Source organism: Kitasatospora sp. NPDC052896, from assembly GCF_044547075.1.
GTDB lineage: Bacteria > Actinomycetota > Actinomycetes > Streptomycetales > Streptomycetaceae > Kitasatospora.
Genome location: NZ_JBITZU010000023.1, coordinates 61,561 through 80,691, shown reverse-complemented (window position 1 = coordinate 80,691; position 19,131 = coordinate 61,561). Strand labels below are relative to the sequence as shown.

Here is a 19,131-nt window from a genome sequence, read left to right as displayed (position 1 = left end):
CGGGCACTCCGAAGGAGCACCGACGCCTCATCCGGCCGGCGCCGGAGCCCGCCGGAGTGGCGCCCGCCGGGCGCCCGGTACTGATCGCGGTTCACTCACCATTCGGTACCGACCCGGTCATGAGCTGCGCGAACGCTCGCGGCCGAGATGACTCACGGGTACCATCCGGCTGACGCCCTTCGGTGCGCGGCACCTCCCGTGACGCTCCCGGGCGGCGTCCTCGCGGGGCACACCGGACGTCACCGCGCACTCGGCACGCGCGCCAGGGCAGTCGCGCGAACGCGGAAGGGCAGCCTGTTGGCGGATCGGCTCACCGGAGGAGACTCCTCGCTGCTGCGTCGGATCAACGCCGCGGTGACGCTGCGTTCGCTACGCGACGGGCAGGCCGTCACGCTGACCCAACTGGTCGGCGAGACCGGGCTCTCCCGGCCGACCGTGGAGGGCGTGATCGAGGGTCTGGTGGAGTCCGGGCTGGTCGCCGAGGTGGCGCAGAGCCAGGACGGCGGGCGCCAACGCGGCCGTCCCGCCCGCTGGTTCAGGTTCCGCGCGGAGGCCGGGCACACCCTCGGGGTGGAGATCGGGGTGCACGGCGTCCGGGTCGTGCTGGCCGACCTGACCGGCCGTCCGATCGGCCGGCACGACCGCCCGGTGGACGAGGCGCTGGAGGCCGAGGAGCGGCTCGGCGCGGTCCGGTCCGCCGTGGCCGAGGTGCTGCGCCGGGCCGGCGTCTCGCGCGACAGCCTGTGGGCGGTCGGCGTCGGCAGCCCGGGCATCGTGGACAAGGACGGGTCGGTGCGGCTCGGCACCGCGCTGCCCGGCTGGACCGGGCTGGACCTCGGCGCCCGGCTGCGGCGCTCGTTCCGCTGCCCGGTCCTGATCGAGAACGACGCCAATCTGGCCGCGATCGCCGAGCACTGGCAGGGCGCGGCGGTCGGCATGGGCGACGTGGTCTTCGTGCTGGCCGGCCTCAGCCCCGGCGCCGGCTCGCTGATCAACGGGCGGCTGCACCGCGGCTTCGGCGGCGCGGCCGGCGAGATCGGCGCGCTGCACCTGCTCGGCCAGGAGGCCACCCCCGAGCGCCTGCTCTCCACCACCGGAACGCCGCTGGACCCGCTGGACGAGGCCGCGGTCGCCCGGGTGCTCCGGCTGGCCCGGGAGGGCGACCAGGTGGCCCAGGTCGCGATGGACCGCTTCCTGCGCCGGCTGGTGCACGACGTGGCGGCGCTGGTGCTGGCCATCGACCCGCAGCTGGTGGTGATCGGCGGCTGGGCGGCCGGGCTGGACGGCGTGCTGGAGCCGCTGCGCGAGCGACTGGCGCTCTACTGCCTGCGCGCGCCCGAGGTGGCGCTCTCCACCCTGGGTGAGGACGTGGTGGCGCTCGGCGCGCTGCGGCTGGCGCTGGACCAGGTGGAGGAGCAGCTCTTCGCGGTCGACCAGCCCACGGCCGCCCGGGCCTGAGCCGTCGCGTGTGCTCGCTCAGGCGGTCCGGGCCGCCGCCGCGGCCACCGGGGCGACCTCCACCAGCCCCGTCTCGCCGAACGTCAGCCGGCAGGTGTCCGCCCGGTAGGTGGACACGGCCACCGCGGCCAGCCGCCCCGCCGACGCGTACTGGGTGGTGACCACCAGCACCGGCGTGCCCGGCGGCCGCTCCAGCAGCGCGGCCTCGGCGGCCTCGGCGACACCGAGCTCCACGGCCCGCGACTCGCCGTCCACGGTCAGCCGCTCCAGCCGGCGCAGCACGGACTTCGCGAGCTCCTCGCCCTCGTCCGGGCCGCCGGTGAGCTGGATCGCCGGCAGGTGGCTCAGCGCCGACTCCGGCACGTGCAGCGATTCGGTGGCGACCGGCTGCCCCTGTGCGGTCCGAACCCGGCGAACGGTGTGTACCGGCTCGCCGGTCGCGATGCCGAGTGCCCCGGCGAGCTGCTCGGAGGCACCGGCCGTGCCGCAGCCGACCGTGCGCCAGGCCTGCTCACGGCTGCTGCCGGGCCAGCCCTCGGCTCCGCGGTTGACCGGCACGCCCACCCGCGGGGCGGCGACCAGCGTGCCGATCCCGCGCCGGCGGACCAGTCGGCCCTCCAGCTCCAACTGGTCGAGCGCCTGCCGCAGGGTGGCCCGGGCCACCCCGAAGCGGGCTGCGAGCTCGCGCTCGTTGGGGATGACCTCACCCGTGGCGAACTCCGAGTCGATGGCGCGCAGGAGCACCGTGCGCAGGTGCCAGTACTTCGGCTCCGGTACCGCCGAGAGCTGTGCTGTCCCCACCGTGTCCTCCACCCTGACCGGCGTACGGCCGCGTGGGGCGGCCGCCGGACATCGCCGAAGGCCGGGCGCCCCGGGCCGGCACCGGCAGGGTTTCGCCAGGTGGGAGTGGGGGCCTTAATCCGTCCTTCTTTATTAAAGGTCCTTGCAGTAAAGGACCCTAGGGGGTGCCCGAGGAGATGGTCAAGACCAATGACGAGGGCTTGACGGGCCCGTTGCGGACATTCACCCCAGGTTCATGATCGGCCTCCGACCAGCACCCGCCGGGTAGGCTACGCAGGTGATCGTGGTGACGAGTGTGAATGTGAACGGGATCCGGGCCGCCGCCAAGAAGGGGCTCGTCGAGTGGCTGTCCGCCACCACCTCGGACGTCATCTGCCTCCAGGAGGTCCGCGCCGAGGCCTCCCAACTCCCGCCCGAGCTAGTCGACTTGCCCGGCTGGCAGGCACTCTGGGCACCGGCCGCCGCCAAGGGCCGGGCCGGCGTCGCGATCCTCTCCCGGACGGAACCCGAGCGCAGCCGGATCGGATTCGGCTCGGCCGAGTTCGACGGTTCGGGCCGGTACCTCGAAATCGATCTTCCCGGCCTGACGGTCGCCAGCCTCTACCTCCCCTCCGGCGAGGTCGGCACCGAGCGGCAGGACGAGAAGGAACGCTTCATGGCGGAGTTCCTGGTCCACCTCACCGCCTTGCGCGCCCGCGCCGCCGCCGACGGCCGCGAGGTGGTGGTCTGCGGCGACTGGAACATCGCCCACCAGGAGGCCGACCTCAAGAACTGGAAGGCCAACCAGAAGAACGCCGGCTTCCTCCCCGAGGAGCGCGCCTGGCTCACCCGCGTCCTCGACGAGGCCGGCTACGTCGATGTCGTCCGCCGCCTCCACCCCGACCAGGCCGGCCCCTACTCCTGGTGGTCCTACCGCGGCCGTGCCTTCGACTCCGACGCCGGCTGGCGGATCGACCTGCACTGTGCGACGCCGGGGCTGGCCGGCAAGGCCCTCTGGGCGAAGACCGAGAAGGCCGCGACCCATGCCGAGCGGTGGTCCGACCACGCACCGGTGACGGTGGCGTACAACCACCCCGGGTAGCTCCCCGGCTCGGTGACGGCGCACCGCGTCCGCGGTCGAGCGCACCGTCACCCGAGGCCGGACCCGCCCCCTCGGCCAGGCCGCCGTGAGACGACCGGCCGGCGGCCCGGGGGAGGCGGACGGGAGCGGCGGGATGAGCCGGGCGGACCCGGCCAGCGGCCCGCCGGGTCAGCGGCGCCCGCGCAGGGCGGCGGCGTCCCGGGTGGACTGCCGCTTCTCCTGCTCGGACTGCTTCTCCTTGATCCGCACCGCCTCCTTGCGGGCCTCGGCCTGGGTGGCGCGCTCGCGCTGCAGCCAGTCCGGGTTGGCGCTCTTCAGAGCCTCGATCTCGGCGGTGGTGAGCGCCTCGGTGACCCCGGCCCGGGCCAGGCCGGAGACGGAGACGGAGAGCTTGGCGGCGACCACCGAGCGCGGGTGCGGGCCGTTGCGGCGCAGCTCGACCAGCCAGGTCGGCGGCTCGGTCTGCAGCGAGTTGAGCTCTTGGCGGGAGACGACGCCCTCCTGGAACTCGGCGGGCGTGGCGGGGAGGAACACGCCGAGCTTCTTCGCCGCGGTGGCGGGCTTCATGGTCTGGGTCGTCTTCGACTTGAGCGCTGTCATGGTCACCAGGGTAAGCCAGCTTGGCCCCGGGCCAATCACGGACGGTAGCCTGGCTCCGTGACAGCGAACCAGGTGACCGGGCCCTTCCGGCTGGCGTACGTGCCGGGCGTCACTCCCGGCAAGTGGATCCGGGTCTGGGAGGAGCGGCTGCCCCAGGTACCACTGACCCTGGTCCCGGTAGCCGCGCCCGACGGGGAACGGGCCCTGCGGGAGGGCGCGGCCGACGCCGGGCTGATCCGGCTGCCGGTCGACCGCACGGTGCTCAGCGCGATCCCGCTCTACACCGAGGCCACCGTCGTCGTGGTCCCCAAGGACCACCTGCTCGCCGCCGCCGACGAGGTCAGTGTCGAAGACCTCGCGCAGGAGGTGATCTGGCACCCGCTGGACGAGACCATCGTCTGGCCGACCCGCCCCGGACAGCCCGCGCACGAGCGGCCCGCCACCACGGCGGAGGCCGTCGAGGTGGTGGCCGCGGGCGTCGGCCTGCTGGTCGTCCCGCAGTCACTGGCCCGGCTGCACCATCGCCGCGACCTCACCTACCGCCCGGTGTCCGACGCGGCGCAGTCCCAGGTCGCTCTCTGCTGGCCGGAGGCCCGGACCACCGACCTGGTCGACGAGTTCATCGGCATCGTCCGTGGGCGCACGGTCAACAGCTCGCGCGGGCGCGCCCAGGCGACGCAGGAGCCGGGGAAGGCGACCGGGGCGACGGGGAAGGCGACCGGGGCGACGGGCGGACAGCCGCGGAAGAAGCCCGCAGCCGCCCCCGCGCGCGGTGCCGGCCGGCCGCGGTCCGGGGGAGGCCGGGCCGGTGGTGGCGGCACGGCAGCGAAGCGCGGGAAGCCGCGCCGGCGTTCCTGAACGTCGGTGGTCCTGACGCGACACCGCCCGGCCCGGTGACGCGCAGGCCCTCGGGGTCGGGAGGGACGGCCCTGCTCCGGTGACACCGGGCGCGGACAGGAGGGCGGTGATCGCCCCGCGCTACTCGGTGGGAGGCTGGTACCAGGACCTCCTCCCGCCCCTGTCCCCCGCTTGTCCCCCGCCGCGGAGCGCGCGATGCCCACGAGGATTCTGCTGGAGGGACGCCCCGGCACCGGAAAGACCACCGCGGTCCGCCGGCTGGCGGCGCTGCTGCACGCCCTGGAGATCGTCGGCTTCATCACGCAGGAGATCCGCGAAGGCGGTGCCCGGGTCGGCTTCGCGCTGGAGACGCTGGCGGGCCGTCGGGCGGTGCTCGCCCACGTCGGCTTCCCGGGGCCGCCACGGGTCGGGCGGTACGGCGTCGACCTGGGGGTCATGGAGCGCCTGGCACTGCCGTCCCTGGCATGGGCACCCCGCGCGCCGGCACCGGCCAGACTCGTGCTCATCGACGAGCTCGGGCGGATGGAACTGGCCTACCGCCCGTTCCAGGACGCCGTCCGGGCGCTGTTCGCGGCCGACGTCGACGTGGTCGCCACCGTGCAGCAACAGCCCGGTCCGTTCACCGACGCTCTCAAGCGCCGCGCCGACGTCGAGCTCATCCAGCTGACCCCGGCGAACCGGGACGCCCTCCCGGAGCGGCTGGCGGCCCGCTGGGAGCGGTGGCCGCCGGGGCGCTGAGGAACCGTTGAGGGAACACCGTACGAGAGGGCAGACGCGATGGCCCGCCACGACCGGACCGGATCCGAGGTCGTCCGACGACGCGACGCCTGCTGCACCCGGCTGCTGGAAGCCTCCACCCGTTGTGCCGAGCGCGCCGACCGGTGCGCCGGCTGGACCCGCCGAGGCGTCGAGCGATGCCGCCGGTGGGCCCGCGAGGGCGCCCACCGACCCGGTGAGCTGGCACCCCCGTCGTGGTTCTCCATCGCCCTGCCGTTCGGCATCAGCTGGTACCGGGCCCTCGGTGGCACGGCCCGGGCCTGCTGCCGAGTGGCCGGCCTGGCCTGCCGGATCCTCGCCCGGCCCCTGCGCACGGCGGGCCGGGGATAGCCGCAGCCACACGGTTGGCTGCCCGGGCCTCGCGGCGCGTGTGGCTCGGGCGAAGGCCGAGCGGGCTGCCCGGCGATCCGGCAAGCCACTGCCCGCGTGGCAGCCCCATGCTCCACTCGCGCATCGGATGGTCTCGGCGCGATCAGCCGGCCGTCACAGACGGGCCGTCGCGCTGAACGCCCCGGCGGAGTCCTGAGGAGGGCCGGCCTGCGGGAGGGTATGGGGAACGGGTCCACATCCTGATCGATCGCTATGGCTCCGCCGCACATGGGCGATCCTCGTCGTCGTCTCTAGCGTGATCGGTCATGCGGAACACTCACACGCCCGGTCCTCCCCCTGGACCGGCCACCGAAGAGCCTTCGTCCTCCGGGCGGTTCCTGACGGGTCGCACCGCGCTGGTCACCGGCGCTGCCAGCGGGATCGGCCGGGCGTGCGCCCTCGCCCTCGCCGGGGCGGGCGCGCACGTCCAGGTCGTGGACCGCGCCGCCGAGGCTGCCAAGGCGGTGGCGGAGGAGTGCGGCGGGACGGCCCTGGTGGTGGACCTGTCGGACCCGGTGGCGGTGGACGGTCTGCCGGACGACGCCGACATCGTGGTCAACAACGCGGGTCTGCAGCACGTCGCGCCGGTGCACGACTTCCCGCCGGAGCGCTTCCAACTGATCCACCGGGTGATGGTGGAGGCGCCGTTCCGGATCATCCGCCGCACGCTGCCGCACATGTACGCGAACGAGTGGGGACGGATCGTCAACATCTCGTCGGTGCACGGCCTGCGGGCCAGCCCCTTCAAGGTCGGCTACGTCGCCGCGAAGCACGCCCTGGAGGGGCTGAGCAAGGTGGTGGCGCTGGAGGGCGCACCGCACGGGGTGACCAGCAACTGCGTCAACCCCGGGTACGTGCGCACGCCCCTGGTCGAGGACCAGATCGCGGCGCAGGCGCTCGCCCACGGCATCCCCGCCCAGGACGTCGTCGAGCAGATCATGCTGGAGCGCTCCGCCATCAAGCGCCTGATCGAGCCCGACGAGGTGGCACGGGCCGCACTGTGGCTGTGCTCCCCGCACAGCGGCTACGTCACCGGCACCTCGCTGCCGCTGGACGGTGGCTGGACCGCCCGCTGACGGTCGCGCCGTCCCGCTGACCACCGCCGGCCGGTTGGGATCGCCGCAGTGACCACCGTGGTGGCGCTGGTCCTCGCCGGGGAGACCCGCGAGCGCGAACTGGCGGGTGTCGCCCCCCAGTTCCCGTGCGAGGATGGCGGCAACCATGTCCGACCGAACCGTCACCGCAGCCCATCGCCGCCTGCTGGAACTGCTGGCCAACGACGCCACCACCGAGTGCTTCGGCCGACCCGTGGCGGACGCCCGCGCGGCGGGTGCGCAGCCGCACGAGCTCACCGAGATCGAGGAGGCGGCGTGGCTCGCGCAGCGCGTCCACCGGACGCTGCGCCAGCACCGCCGCCGCGAGACCGAACTGACCGCCCTCTTCGACACCGCGAGCGACCTCGCCGCGCTGCGCGACCTCGACGCCGTCCTGCCGTCCATCGTCCGCCGCGCCAGGCTGCTGCTGGGCACCGACACCGCCTACCTCACGATGCCGGACGAGCAGGCGGGCGACACCTACATGCGGGTGACCGACGGCTCGGTCTCACCTCTCTTCCAGTCGCTGCGGCTGGAACTCGGCACGGGGCTCGGCGGCCTCGTCGCCCAAACCGCCCGCCCGTACGCCACGCCCGACTACCGGACGGACGAGCGGTTCAACCACACCACCCGCATCGATGCCGGCGTCCTGGACGAGGGTCTGGTGGCCATCCTCGGCGTCCCCCTGCTGCTCGGCTCCAGCACCACGGAGGGCGGCAAGGTCATCGGCGTGCTGTTCGCCGCCGATCGCACACCGCGCGCCTTCACACCCGACGAAGTGGCGCTGCTCGGCTCGCTGGCCGCCCACGCCGCCATCGCCATCGACACCGCACGGGCCCTCGCCGACACCCGCGCCGCGTTGGCCGAGCTCGCCGAGGCCAACGCCGTGGTCCGCGCGCACGTCACCGCGATCCAGCACGCCGAACAGGCCCACGACCGGCTGACCGACCTGGTACTGCGCGGCGGGGCGACGACCGACGTGGCCGCCGCCGTCGCCGAGCTCCTCGACCGGCCGATCGCCGTCCACGGCACCACCGGTCACCGGCTCGCCCGGGCCGGCGACGCCCCGGACCTCACGTCGGACGCACTCATCGCCTCCACGGCCGAGTCACGGGCAGCGGCCCGCGCCGTCCCGCTCGGCCGGCACTGGGTCTGCGCCGTTCTCGCCGGACCCGAACTCCTCGGCAGCCTCGTCCTGTTCGACCACCCCGACCTCGACGACGCGAGCCGCCGGCTCTTCGAGCGCGCCGGCGTGGTCACCGCGCTGCTTCTGCTGCTACGCCGGACGGTCACCGAGACCGAGAACCGCGTGCGCGGTGAGCTGCTCACCGAGTTGCTCACCACCCCGGACCGCGATCCGGCAGGACTCGTGGACCGGGGCCGCCGCCTCGGCAGCGACCTCGACGCCCCGCACCTGTTGCTCGTCGCCCGCTCCTCGGCCGGTCCCCCGGCCAATCTGGTCGCCGCCGGCCTGCAGCACCTGTTCGGCCGCGGCGGCATCTGCGCCGAGCACGGCGGCGCGGTGGTCATCCTGCTCCCGGACGACGGCACGCCGCCCGGTGAGGCCGCCCGAGTCGCCGCCGACCGGCTCGCCCGCCTCGACGGCGCAGCGGTCACCGTGGCGGCCGCCGGTCCCGTGGCCGGACCAACGGGTCTGGCCGCCGCGCACGAGGAGGCGCGTCGCTGTCTGCGGGCCATGCACGTGCTGGGCCGTGCCGGTGAGGGCGCGTGCGCCTCGGACCTCGGCTTCCTCGGTGTGCTGCTCGGTGACGGCCACGATGTCGGGGGTTTCGTCCGGACCGCGCTCGGGCCGCTGCTGGACTACGACGCACGACGCGGTACGGACCTGGTCGGCACTCTGCGCACCTACTTCGCCTGCGGGAAGAGCCTGACCCGCGCCAAGGACGAACTGCACATCCACGTCAACACCGTCGTCCAGCGGTTGGACCGCGTCGAGTCCCTCCTCGGACCGGACTGGGACGCCCCCGACCGTGCTCTTCAGCTCCAACTGGCCCTCCAGTTGCACCTGCTGACGGACGACCGGTAGGAGAGGCGAACGGCGCCCCGGGAGCCGCCGGGCGGACCCGGGGCACGCGCCTCCCCGTATCAGTGGTCCGTTGACGCCACCCCGGCCGCCGCCTCGATCCGCTGGGCGACGATCCGGGCTCCGGGGTCCGCGAGGAGGATCGTGTAGTGGTTGGTCCCGGCGACCCGGATCGGGACGACACCCGCGCCGGGGAGGTCCGCGGCGGCCAACCGTCGCTCGTCGTAGAGGCCCTGCGGCTCGTCCATCAGGCCCCGTTCGGCCCACAGCAGTTCAGCCGGGCAGTCGAGCGCGCGGATCGCGCCGAGCACCTCGGCCTGGAAGAGCTGGACACTGTCGATGCGGACCGCGTCGACTCGGCAGGACGACCGGAGTCCGGGTTCCTCGCCGACCAGGTCGCGCTGGATGTAGTCGTCGGCCCAAGGCGACCAGGCAGCTCCGAACGCGGGGTGCGCCTGCCAGAAGGCACGGTAGGCCTCGCGGTCGGGAAAGGTCATGGAGAGGCGCCGCATGGCGGGGCCGATCACCGCGGTGATCAGTTCGTCTCCGTCCAGGCCGGGCGGGGCGGGGAAGCCGAGCCCGCCGTCCACCAGGACCAGCGAGGAGATCCGGTCCCGATGGCGGGCGGCGGCCAGCGCGGAGACGAACGCACCCATCGAGTGACCTGCGACCACTACCCTGTCCAGGCCCAGTTCGTCGAGCAGCGCCACCACGTCGTCGACGTGCGCGCCGATGCCGTACGGGCCTGCCACGCCGTTGCTGCCGGCCCGGCCACGCAGGTCGGGTGCGACCAGGGTGACCCGCCCCCGCAGGTGGTGGGCGACCCGGGCCCAGGACAGCGCATTGGCGGTGATGCCGTGCAACGCCAGGACCACCGGTGCGTGCGGCTGCTCCGCCGGCCAGCGGAGGGCGGTGAGCCGGCCACCGGCGACCGGGACGTGGAGCTCCTCGTACTCGAATTCCGTCGCGGTGACCTGGCGTCCGCTGGGAGTGCTCGGGTTCATGCGGCACCCGCTTCCTTGAGTGTCTGATGGGTGGTGTCGGCCACGGCCTGCACGCGGCCCCTTGCGGCCCCTGATCCGGCCGGGCAGGCGGGCCACGCCGCCTGGCAGCAGGTGGACGACGGCGACGGACAACGGGCCGGGCAGGAAGAGCGGTTGGCACAACGGTACGCGCGGCACCGAGGGCTGACCCACCACGGCGCCGAACACGGAACGACCGCACCCCGCGTGTCGCCCCGCTGGCTACTATGCAACTCGACTGCCCGAGCACTACGCGGACTCAGGGGAGTACGAATGGAGTTGGAGCTTCGGCATCTACGGGCGCTGTGCACGGTCGCGGACGCGGGGAGCATAGGTCGGGCCGCGGCCGAGCTGGGATGCTCGCAGCAGGCGATGAGCACGCAGCTGCGCCGGATCGAACTCTACTTCGGCGAGCCGCTGTTCGAGCGCAACACCGCGGGCGTGCGGCCGACCCGGTACGGCGTGGAGGTCGTCGCCCGTGCCCGCGACGTGCTGGACCGCGCCGAGGCGATCGGACGGCGACCGGCCGGGGACGCGGCACCTCGACCGGTGCTGCGTCTGGCCGCCACCAACTCCCCGATCCTGTCCGGCATGGTCGGGCGGGTGCGTACCGAGTTGCCTGATCTGGTGCTGACCGTGAGCAGCGTCTACGAGTCCTCCCAGATCGTCGAACTCCTGGAGAGCGGCGGGCTCGACGCCGCGATCGGCGTGGACTACCCGGGTCTGGAACTACGGCACTCCGCGGCCGTCGAGCACCGCGGGATCGTCACCGAGCCCTCGTTCGTGGCCCTGCCCGCCGACCACCGGCTCAAGCACCGCACGGAGGTCGCGCTGGCCGACCTGGCCGAGGACTCCTGGTTCATCACCCCCGACGACGGCGCGGGATGGCCGGGCGTCCTCTACGCGGCCTGCGAGGCGGTCGGATTCACGCCGGCGGTGGTGCACGAGTTCCTCGGCGACCAGCTCCAGTTGCAGAACATGATCGGCGAGGGCCTGGGCGTCTCGCTGGTGCAGGCGACGACCCGGCCGATCCCCGGTGTGATCGTCAGGCCCCTGATCGGCACGCCCCTCTGGTGCCGCTACCTGCTGGCCTGGCGCAAGGAGAGTGTCGCCGAAGAGGTCGTGGTGACGCTCTTCGGCTCGGCCTGTGCCTCGTACCGGGACCTGATAGCGCGGGCGCCGCACTTCCACGCCTGGGCGGCACGGACCTACCGCGGGACGCTTCCGTAAAGGCCCTGCCAAGGATGTTGTGGCAAGGACAGGTCAATCGCTGTTTCCAGCCGCATTGTCCGGGACGGCCACGCGGTGAGACGGTGCGTCACACGCTTCCCCCCGATTCGCGAAGCGGACATCGCCCCGAAGGAGCAGTGATGCGCCATCGATCCATCCTGCCCAGGTTCCTCGCCGCAGGCACAGTGACACTCACCATGCTCGTCGGTCTGTCGACCGCCCCGGCCTTCGCCACGACCGGTTCGACGGCCGCCGTCCGGCCCGCCGGCGGCACGCACCGCCCGGCCGATCCCTCACCCACGGGCGCCGTCGTCGGTGGTACCGACGCGGCCTCCGTCCAGTACGGCCGGCTCACCGCCGCCCAACTCCCGCCACAACGACCGACGGTGTCGCAGCCCACGACGAACGCGACGAGGAACGCCAAGGCCCCGAGCGGGTCGAGGCCCACCGCCGCGCAGGCCTGCACCCCCGCTGCCTTCGGTGCCCTGACCGGCTCGGCGCTGGCCTCCTACGTGGAGAACTCGACCACCGACTGCGTCAACACGCTGTTCGCGATCACCGGCAGCGACGCGCAGGAGGTGTTCAAGGAGTCCCAGATGATCCCCGTCGCCCAGGCCTACCAGAGCCTGGCGTCGAACTACACCGGTGACGACTCGACCGGAATCTGGCGGCTCATCCTGTACCTGCGTGCCGGATACTACGTCCAGTACAACGACTCGGCGGACGTCGGCTCCTACGACGCGGCGCTGTCGACGGACGTCGAGAACGCCCTGGACACCTTCTTCGCCAGCCCGCGGATCGGCGACGTCTCCTCGGACAACGGCGACGTCCTCGGTGACGCCGTGATCCTGACCGACAGCGCAAACCTGCAGGGCGACTTCCTGAGCGCCTACCAGCAGCTGCTCACCGCGTACAACGGTTCCTGGGACGCCCTCCCCAGCATGGACGCCGTCATCTACGACGTCTACACCCCGCTGTGGCGCGGACAGTACAACCCGGCCTTCGTCACCGCGCTGACCGCGAACCCGAGCGTCATCGACACGCTCGACGCCTTCGCGCTCGACCACACGGACCTGCTCGGCGGTGGCAACACGTTCATGGACTCCGACGCCGGCAACGACCTCGCCGTGTACGTCCAGTTCAGCGCGCTCCAGACCAAGGTGCGGCCGCTGGTGCTGGGCCTGTTGCAGGCCTCCTCCGTCTCCGGCCCGACCGCCGCGCTGTGGGTCGCCGTCGCGGGGCAGGCCAACGCCTTCGACGGGGCCAACTGCTCGTACTACGGCGTCTGCGACCTGGTGGCCCAGGTCACGACGGCGGCACTGCCGACCACGCACCCGTGCAACTCGGAGATCAACATCCTGGCGCAGTCGCTCAGCGCCGCGGACCTGAGCGCGGCGTGCACCGAACTCGCCGGGCAGGACGGGTACTTCCAGAGCGTGGTCAAGGACAGCGGCCCGATTCCCAACCAGTACAACGACACTGACAACATCGTCGTGTTCTCGAACTCCCTCGACTACCAGATATACGCGCCGGTGATCTACGGCGTCCCCACCGACAACGGCGGCATCACGCTGTACAACACCCCGTCCACGCCGGGCAACCAGGACTACTCCATCCTGTACCAGGATCCCAGCCCCGACGGCTACACGGACAACATCTGGAACCTCAACTACGAGTACACGCACTTCCTCGACGCGCGCTACGACACGATGGGCACCTGGGCGGACATGGAGGCGGTGCCCAACATCTGGTGGATCGAGGGCATCTCCGGATACATCTCCTACAGCTACCGGGGCATCACCGACACCGACGCGGTCACCGACGCCGGTGAGCACACCTACGCGCTGAGCACCCTGTGGCAGACCACGTACGCCAACAGCAACGACGACCGGGTCTTCCCCTGGGGCTACCTGGCGGTGCGCTACATGCTCGAGGAGCACCCCGCCGACGTGCAGACGATCCTGGGCGACTTCCGGGTTGGCAACTACACCGCCGGATACGACTACTACACCGACACCATCGGCACCCGCTACGACGCCGACTTCAACAACTGGCTCGACACCATCGCGAGCGGCACGTCGGGTACGCCGACGGCCGCCTTCGGCACGGCGGTCACCGGGCTGACAACCGCTTTCACCGACCGGTCCACCGAGTCCGGCAACGGCCACATCACCGGCTGGTCCTGGAACTTCGGCGACGGAGCGACGTCCACGACGCAGAACCCCTCGCACACCTACCCGGCGGCCGGGACCTACGACGTCGCGCTGACCGTGACCGACAGCAACGGACACACGTCCAGTGCCTCCCAGTCGGTGACCGTGAGCGGCTCGGGCGGCGTCAGCCCGTGTGCCGACCCGAACCCGCAGGAGATGGACCAGAACTGCTCCCGGGCGAACCAGTCCGAGACGGCGGGGAACCTGGACTACCTGTGGATCTACCTCCCGGCCGGGACGACCACGTTGAAGGTCGCCACGACCGGCGGCACCGGGACCGCCTACCTGTACTACGACCCCACCGACTGGGCCACCAACACCACGTACACGGCCGAGTCGACCGGTTCCGGCACCATCCAGAGCCTCACCGTCAGCAACACGACCGCGGGCTACCGGTACATCAGCCTGTACGCCGACACCACGTTCAGCGGAGTCACCGTGACCACGCAGTACTGAGTTCCCCCGGCACACCGCACGTCCCGGACCGGCCCGCGCTCTCCCGGCTCGACCGACTACTCCTCGGCGGCCGGGGGAAAGCGCAGGCCGGCGAGGTCTTCGGGGACGTCCGCGGTGGGTGAGCGGAAGATCGGGGGCGCCGGGTCGGCGGCGGTGGCCGGGGCGTCGGTGAGCCGGAAGCGGTCGCGGAGCCGGCCGTAGAAGTCGGTGGGGCCCATCCGGACCAGGCGCAGGCGGGACTGCGACGGGTAGACACCGACCCAGTCTCCGGGCCCCAGGATGCCGCGCAACTGGCCGTCGATGCTGACCGCGACCGGCCCGGAGTGGGGTAGCACCCGGGCGGCGACCGGTTCGTCGGCGGCGGCGACCACCGTGCGGTTGAAGGACATGTGCGGGGCGACGGGAGTGAAGACGACGGCGTCCATGTGCGGCGACAGCACCGGTCCGCCGGCGGCGAAGCTGTAGGCGGTGGAGCCGGTGGGGGTGGCCACGATGATCGCGTCGGCGGAGTAGGAGGCCAGCAGCCGTCCGGCGAAGTAGAGCGCGAGGCCCACCTGCCGGTCCCGGGCGAGCTTTTCGAGCACCACGTCGTTCAGGGCCGTGACGTCCAGCGGCACGCCCCAGTCGTCCCCGACGGGCTCCCCCGGACGCAGCGGCGGAGGCGGCAGCACCGGGCTCCGCCCGTGGCTCAGGAGCAGCTCCAGTCCGGCGGGGACCTCCAGTGCGCGGGACGTCCGCAGGGTCAGGGTCATCCGCTCCTCGACCGTGGCACGGTCCTCGTGCACGGCGTCCAGCGCCTCCCGCACCTCGTCGACGGGGACCTCGGTGAGGAAGCCGACCCGGCCCAGGTCCACGCCGAGCACCCGGGCGTCGTCCTTGACGGCGATCCGCGCGCCGCGCAGGAAGGTGCCGTCGCCGCCGAGGGTGACGACGAGGTCGGGGTGGCCGGCGGCCTCGGCCTCGTCCTGGCCGCAGCGCCGGGGTCGGTCCTCCTGCCAGACGTCGACGTCGGTGCAGGGGATGTCGTGTGCGGCGCACCAGGCGCGGACGGTGCCGGCCGCCGAGCGGGCGGCGGGTCGGGCGCCGTGCACGACCAGGCCGATCCGGTGCACTGGCATGTCGGGTACTCCATCGCCGTCATGGGGAGGCTTCCGGCCTCAGCAGACAGCGACGGTGCGCACTTCGCAAGTCCGGATCTCCCCGTCGGCCCACCGCGGTGGCGCGGGCGGACGGCTCGGCGGAACCTGTCCTCGAAGCGGGCCGGGAGGAGGAGAGGGCGTCGTGCGAGAGATCCGGTGGCGGGCCGTCGGGTCCGGGACCTTGTGGCGTGGGACCCGCCAGGCCTTGCTAGCAGCCGCGATCTGCGGGTTGGCGGTGGGGAGCGGATCGGCGCGGGCGCCGCTGGTGGGGCCGGGTCGGGTGGCCGGCGGACGGCCCGTGGCCGGGGGGCAGGCAGGGGCCCGCGGGCAGGCACCGGCTGGCGGGCAGGCCGTGGCCGGCGGGCAGGCAGGCGGGCGGTCGGGGGCCGGCGGGCGGGTCGTGGCCGAATCACGGATCGTGGCGGTGGACCAGGGTTCACGTTCCGTGGTGGTGCTGGACCCCAGCGGCGACGACGCCAAGGTCCGTTGGTCGTGGAGCGCCGACCAGGACCCGGGCCTGGCCGATCTGCGGCCGGCCACCAGTTGGACCAATCCGTCCGAGGCCAAGAGCCGCCAACTGGACGGGCAGCGGTACCTGCTCACCGCGGCCTCCGGCGGGCTGGCCGCCGTGGTCGCCTATCCGACCGCGGAGGTCCACTGGGCGACGAACGCGGGCGACGGCAACGTCCACAGCCTGGAGCTGCTGCCGGACGGGAACGTCGCGGTGGTGGCCAGCACGGCCGGCTGGCTGCGGCTGTACGCGGCCTCCCAGGGGCCGCGCGCCGACCACTTCGTCGAGTACCCGCTGGACGGCGCCCACGGCGTGCACTTCGACCCGACCAGCGGACTGCTCTGGGCCGTCGGGGACCGGGAGCTGACGGCGTACGAGGTCAGCGGCCCCGCGGCGGCACCCGGACTCACCAAGGTCCGGACCACCGCGCTGCCGGAGGGGGACGGGCACGACCTGGGGCCGGTGCTCTCCTCCCCAGGGCGGCTGTGGGTCACCACCGGTCGGCATGTCTGGCAGTACGCACCCGCGCAGAACACCTTCACCCCGGTCCGCCTCTCGAACGCCGAAGCCGACGAGGACGTGAAGAGCGTCGGCGACGACCCCCGGACCGGCCGGATCCTCGCCATCACCCCCGCGGAGGGCGGCGCGTGCGACTGGTGCACCTCCGTCCTGACGTTCTACCGGCGCGACGCGACCCGCACCCTGAACGGCACCCAGCTGTACAAGGCGCGCTGGTGGACCAGCCGCCAGTGACGGTGTCACACCTCCAGCACGAGTGGGGTGACGCCGGTGAGGGACTGCTCGACCCAGACGGTCTTTCCGGAGCGGCCGTAGCGGCTGCCCCAGCGCGCCGAGAGCTGGGCCACCAGGAACAGACCGCGTCCGCCCTCGTCGGTGGCGCGGGCCCGGCGCAGCCTCGGCTGGCTGTTGCTGGGGTCGGAGACCTCGCAGACCAGCACCTGGTCGCGGATGAGCCGCAGGACGACCGGGCCGCCGCCGTAGCGGATGGCGTTGGTGACCAGCTCGCTGACCACGAGTTCCGTGGTGAAGGCGAGGTCCGCCAGCCCCCACGCGGCGAGCTGACGGGTGACCGCCTCGCGGGCGTCGGCCACCACCGCGGGATCGGCGGGGAGTTCCCAGCTGGCGGTGGAGTCCGGGGAGAGCGCGCGGGTGCGGGCCAGGAGCAGGGCGATGTCGTCGGGGGGCGGGTCGTCGCCGGTGTCGGCGAGCAGGGAGCGGCCGATGTCGTCCAGGGTCCGGCCGGAGCGGAACCGGGCGGCGAGCTGGTCGGTCAGCCGCCGGATTCCGGCGTCGAAGTCCTCGTCGGCGCGTTCGATCAGGCCGTTGGTGTAGAGCGCGAGCGTACTGCCCGGGGGCAGCACGGTCTCCGCGAGCTCGAACGGCATGCCCCCGACGCCGAGCGGCGGGCCGGGCACGACCTCGATGACCTGCGCGGTTCCGTCGGGCCAGATCACCACGGGCGGCAGGTGCCCGGCGCTGGCCAGGGCGCAGTGGCCGGTCACCGGGTCGTAGAGGGCGTACAGGCAGGTGGCGCCGACGGTGTCCTGGTGCCCGCGCGGTGCCTCGCCGGCGAGTTGCCGGACCAGGTCGTCGAGGTGCGCGAGGAGTTCGTCGGGCTCCATCTCCAGATCGGCGAGGGTGTAGATGGCGGCGCGGAGGCGGCCCATGGTGGCGGTGGCGTGCAGCCCGTGGCCGGCCACGTCGCCGATGACGAAGGCGACCCGCAGGGAGGGCAGCGGGATGACGTCGAACCAGTCACCGGCGATGTCGGCCCCACCGCCGGCCGGCCGGTAGAAGCCCGCGGTCTCGGCGGCCGGACTGTCCGTGGTGGCCTGCGGGAGCAGGCGTTGCTGCAGGGCGACCGCCGCCCGGTGCTCGCGGGTGTAGCGGCGGGCGTTGTCCACGCTCAGCGCGGCGCGCGAGGCGATCTCGGTGAGGAGGTCGGCGTCCGCCTGGTCGAAGGGCTCGGGCCGCTCGGTGCGCCAGACCGCGACCGCGCCCAGCACCAGGCCACGGGCGAACAGCGGAGCCGAGACGGCCGAATGCCCGCGCTCGGGGATGAGCAGCGGGATCAGTTCCGGGTGCCCCTCGGCCATCGCGAGCGCGGCCGCCCGGTCGGGCACCAGGACGGTCTCGCCGCGCTGCACCCTCCGCAGCACCGGCAGGTCCGGCACCGGCGGGTCCGCGAGGCCCGGCGGGATGAAGCCGGCCGGCCAGGGGCCGACCGAGGCCGCGGCGATCCGGCGCAGGTGCCACGATCCGGCGCCGGCCAGCTTCGGGGGCTCGTCGCCGTCGAGCACGGGGTCGGCCAGGCTCGCCCAGGCGAGGTCCCCGAAGGCCGGGACGAGCACGTCCACCAGGTCCTGGGCGGTGCGTACGACGTCGAGGGAGCCGCCGATCCGGGCCGACGCCTCGTGCCGCAGGTCCAGCCGGCGCCCGCGTTCCGCGAGATCGGTGAGCACCACGGCGACCCCCGTGGGGCAGCCCTTGCCGTCCTCCAGCCGGAAGGCGGAGAGGGCCACCGTGGACCACCAGCCGGGCGCGAGTCGTGACCGCGCCCGGTGCTCGCGGTCGATCAGCGGGACGCCGGTGTCCAGCACCCGGCGCAGCGCCAGCCCGATCTCGTCGGCGTCCTCGGGGAACATGACCTCGTTGAGCCTCCGGCGGCCCGTCACCGCCGCCCCGCCGGAGAGGTTGGTCCGCACGATGTTCAGGTCGGTGTCGTGGAAGGCGAGGCCGAGCTGGTCCTGGGCGAGCAGGGCACGCAGCAGGGCCGTGCCCTGGTGACAGTCGGTTACCTCCCGGATCGGCGCCGCCAGCAGCAGGAGATCGGCGGATCCCTCCAGGCGCAGCGCGTGGAAGGCGACCTCGACCGGTCGGCCGGAACGGTGCCGGAGCACGGCCCGCCCGGCCCCGCCGGAGGTGTCCGGCGCTGCCTCGAGCAGCTGCCGGATCGGCCGACCGCACACCTCGGCCGCCGTCCGGTCCAGCAGTTCCGCCGCCGTACCGGACCACTGCCGCACGATCCCAGCCCTGTCGACCACCGCGGCCGCCAGGTCACCGAACGGCCACGACCAGTCACCGGGGGCAGGATCGCTGGAGGTGTTCATCTCGCTCCTCGCAGGTGAGGGAGCTACCCCGAACTACTCATCTTCATTATTCAGACGATCTGCGAGGCTGCTCGACAACGCGGGGGCCGAGGCCGGGAGCAGGCGCCGGACGGCCCGCTGAGGCTGCGCGGCCGCGGGTCTCCGGGGGCCGGGCCGGGCGTGGCCCCCGCCGACGCCGTCCGCACCACAGGCTTAGGTGCGTGTACACGCACCTACGGGCGGGCTGGCCACGGCCTCCTGAACCCCTTCCCGCTCCCCCGCCGCCGACGCCGACCCCAGCGTCGGCGAGCTCCGCGGCCGGCTCGGGCAGCGGCGCGACGCGACGGCCCGAACGTCGCGAAGGGTGT

General features: G+C 73.3%; 15 protein-coding genes. 10 read left to right on the top strand and 5 right to left on the bottom strand.

Features of this window, described 5'->3' with window-relative positions; genetic code table 11:
- Positions 1-297 precede the first annotated feature (297 nt).
- The gene (locus tag ACIGXM_RS30290; protein WP_396566449.1) at positions 298-1,458 is read left to right on the top strand and encodes an ROK family protein; all 1,161 of its coding nucleotides are present in this window, start codon (positions 298-300) and stop codon (positions 1,456-1,458) included.
- Positions 1,459-1,476: 18 nt separating this feature from the next.
- On the opposite strand, the gene ACIGXM_RS30285 is transcribed toward ACIGXM_RS30290, so the two are convergent.
- A complete protein-coding gene (locus ACIGXM_RS30285) occupies positions 1,477-2,259 on the bottom strand; it encodes a GntR family transcriptional regulator (RefSeq protein ID WP_396566447.1) in 783 nt (260 codons plus the stop codon).
- Positions 2,260-2,536: 277 nt separating this feature from the next.
- Between ACIGXM_RS30285 and ACIGXM_RS30280 the strand changes: the two genes are divergently transcribed.
- Positions 2,537-3,340, top strand: a complete 804-nt coding sequence (locus ACIGXM_RS30280) for an exodeoxyribonuclease III (protein ID WP_396566445.1) — start codon at positions 2,537-2,539, stop codon at positions 3,338-3,340.
- Between the two features lie 168 nt (positions 3,341-3,508).
- Here the strand turns inward: ACIGXM_RS30280 and ACIGXM_RS30275 are convergent, their stop codons facing one another.
- On the bottom strand, positions 3,509-3,940 hold the full coding sequence (locus ACIGXM_RS30275) for a DUF5997 family protein (protein ID WP_396566443.1): 432 nt from the start codon (positions 3,938-3,940) through the stop codon (positions 3,509-3,511).
- Positions 3,941-3,997: 57 nt separating this feature from the next.
- Between ACIGXM_RS30275 and ACIGXM_RS30270 the strand changes: the two genes are divergently transcribed.
- From ACIGXM_RS30270 to ACIGXM_RS30250, 5 genes are all read left to right on the top strand, one after another.
- Positions 3,998-4,798 (top strand): LysR family substrate-binding domain-containing protein, encoded by an 801-nt coding sequence (locus ACIGXM_RS30270; protein ID WP_396566441.1) that lies wholly within the window; start codon positions 3,998-4,000, stop codon positions 4,796-4,798.
- 195 nt (positions 4,799-4,993) lie between these two features.
- Complete coding sequence (locus ACIGXM_RS30265; protein WP_396566439.1) at positions 4,994-5,536, top strand: nucleoside-triphosphatase; 543 nt, start codon at positions 4,994-4,996, stop codon at positions 5,534-5,536.
- Positions 5,537-5,575: 39 nt separating this feature from the next.
- Entirely contained in the window at positions 5,576-5,905 is a 330-nt protein-coding gene (locus ACIGXM_RS30260) for a hypothetical protein (protein WP_396566437.1), read from the top strand.
- A 305-nt stretch (positions 5,906-6,210) separates the two neighbouring features.
- Entirely contained in the window at positions 6,211-7,020 is an 810-nt protein-coding gene (locus tag ACIGXM_RS30255; protein WP_396566435.1) for a 3-hydroxybutyrate dehydrogenase, read from the top strand.
- 145 nt (positions 7,021-7,165) lie between these two features.
- Positions 7,166-9,085, top strand: a complete 1,920-nt coding sequence (locus tag ACIGXM_RS30250; RefSeq protein ID WP_396566433.1) for a helix-turn-helix domain-containing protein — start codon at positions 7,166-7,168, stop codon at positions 9,083-9,085.
- 59 nt (positions 9,086-9,144) lie between these two features.
- On the opposite strand, the gene ACIGXM_RS30245 is transcribed toward ACIGXM_RS30250, so the two are convergent.
- Positions 9,145-10,086 (bottom strand): alpha/beta hydrolase, encoded by a 942-nt coding sequence (locus ACIGXM_RS30245; RefSeq protein WP_396566431.1) that lies wholly within the window; start codon positions 10,084-10,086, stop codon positions 9,145-9,147.
- 291 nt (positions 10,087-10,377) lie between these two features.
- Between ACIGXM_RS30245 and ACIGXM_RS30240 the strand changes: the two genes are divergently transcribed.
- Complete coding sequence (locus ACIGXM_RS30240) at positions 10,378-11,334, top strand: LysR substrate-binding domain-containing protein (RefSeq protein ID WP_396566429.1); 957 nt, start codon at positions 10,378-10,380, stop codon at positions 11,332-11,334.
- Positions 11,335-11,474: 140 nt separating this feature from the next.
- Positions 11,475-14,003, top strand: a complete 2,529-nt coding sequence (locus ACIGXM_RS30235) for a collagenase (RefSeq protein WP_396566427.1) — start codon at positions 11,475-11,477, stop codon at positions 14,001-14,003.
- A gap of 56 nt (positions 14,004-14,059) precedes the next feature.
- On the opposite strand, the gene ACIGXM_RS30230 is transcribed toward ACIGXM_RS30235, so the two are convergent.
- Complete coding sequence (locus tag ACIGXM_RS30230) at positions 14,060-15,121, bottom strand: NAD(+)/NADH kinase (protein WP_396566425.1); 1,062 nt, start codon at positions 15,119-15,121, stop codon at positions 14,060-14,062.
- Between ACIGXM_RS30230 and ACIGXM_RS30225 the strand changes: the two genes are divergently transcribed.
- Positions 15,024-16,406 carry a DUF6528 family protein gene (locus ACIGXM_RS30225; RefSeq protein ID WP_396566423.1) on the top strand — a complete coding sequence of 461 codons (1,383 nt, stop codon included), beginning with the start codon at positions 15,024-15,026 and terminating at the stop codon, positions 16,404-16,406. The genes ACIGXM_RS30230 and ACIGXM_RS30225 overlap by 98 nt on opposite strands.
- A 5-nt stretch (positions 16,407-16,411) precedes the next feature.
- On the opposite strand, the gene ACIGXM_RS30220 is transcribed toward ACIGXM_RS30225, so the two are convergent.
- Complete coding sequence (locus ACIGXM_RS30220; RefSeq protein WP_396566421.1) at positions 16,412-18,784, bottom strand: SpoIIE family protein phosphatase; 2,373 nt, start codon at positions 18,782-18,784, stop codon at positions 16,412-16,414.
- Between the last annotated feature and the right edge of the window lie 347 nt (positions 18,785-19,131).